Raw genomic sequence first — 1,402 nt, forward strand, 5'->3', positions numbered from 1 at the left:
GCGATCTTGAAAGCCGGCGGCGCCTACATGCCGATCGACCCGGCGTACCCGCCGGATCGGATGACGTACATGCTGGAAGACAGCGGGGCGGATCTGTTGCTTGTATACGGCGAGAATGTGGAAGTACCGTTAGCTTACGTAGGCACTGTGTTGAATCTGGCGGACACATCGTTGTACAGGGGTGAATCGGCTAACTTATTAGCGATCAGCGGCGCAAGGGATCTGGCGTATGTGATCTATACCTCGGGGTCGACGGGACAGCCCAAAGGGGTCATGGTTGAGCACAATTCATTGGTGAATTTATCGACATGGCACTGTCGTCACTTTGAAGTGAAGAATACGGATCGCACTACACAATATGCTGGAGCAGGTTTTGATGCTGCGGTATGGGAGATGTTTCCCTATCTTGTGAGTGGGGCATCAATTTATTTCGTGAGCCAGAACATTCGTATGGATATGGAGGCATTAAGCCGGTTTTATGAGGAAAATGGGATCACCGTTTCGTTTCTTCCGACACCAGTATACGAACAATTTATAGACCAACCCGGTCATTCTCTTCGCGTACTACTTACGGGTGGCGATAGATTAGGGAAGACGAAACGATCCGCGTACCAGTTGTCTAACAATTACGGACCGACGGAGAATACTGTTGTTGCGACTAGTGGCTGGGTAGTCGCTGACGAAGGGGTGCCTTTAATCGGCAAACCGATACAGAACGTACGGATTTATGTGTTGAATAAATCAAACCAATTGCAACCGGTGGGCGTACCCGGGGAGCTATGCATTGCGGGAGACGGCTTGGCGCGGGGATACTTGAACCGTCCCGAACTGACGGCAGAGAAGTTTGTAGACAACCCGTTCGAACCGGGCGGGCGGATGTACCGCACCGGGGACCTGGCACGGTGGCTACCGGACGGGAACTTGGAGTACCTAGGTCGGATCGATGAGCAGGTAAAGATCCGGGGGTACCGGATTGAGACCGGGGAAATTGTACATCGTCTCCTCCAGCACGGGGACGTGAAGGAAGCGGTGGTTGTGGCTCAGAAAGACGAGCAGGGCGAGTCTTATCTGTGTGCCTACGTGGTGAGCCGTGGCGTATTTAATGCATCCGAGTTGCGCACGTATTTGAAACGGAGTTTGCCTGAGTATATGGCGCCGTCGTATCTGGTGGAAGTGGAGCAAATTCCACTGACGGCCAATGGGAAGGTAGACCGAAAGGCGCTGCCGGAGCCGCAAGGGCTACTACAGACAACCAGCGAATACGTTGCGCCGCGAAGCGAGACCGAAGCGAAGCTAGCGGAGATTTGGCAGGATGTGCTCCGAACCGAACAAGTCGGGATTCAGGACAACTTTTTCGAGCGGGGCGGGGATTCGATCAAAGCGATTCAGATCGTGTCCAGGT

The 1,402-nt window shown here is 53.6% G+C and carries 1 protein-coding gene; it reads left to right on the plus strand.

Annotation, left to right across the window (positions count from 1 at the left end; genetic code table 11):
• A partial coding sequence (locus tag FS818_RS28165) for a non-ribosomal peptide synthetase (protein ID WP_145336710.1) occupies positions 1-1,402 on the plus strand: 1,402 nt, incomplete at both ends.

The organism is Paenibacillus xylanexedens (assembly GCF_007680605.1).
GTDB classification, from domain to species: Bacteria; Bacillota; Bacilli; order Paenibacillales; family Paenibacillaceae; genus Paenibacillus; species Paenibacillus xylanexedens_B.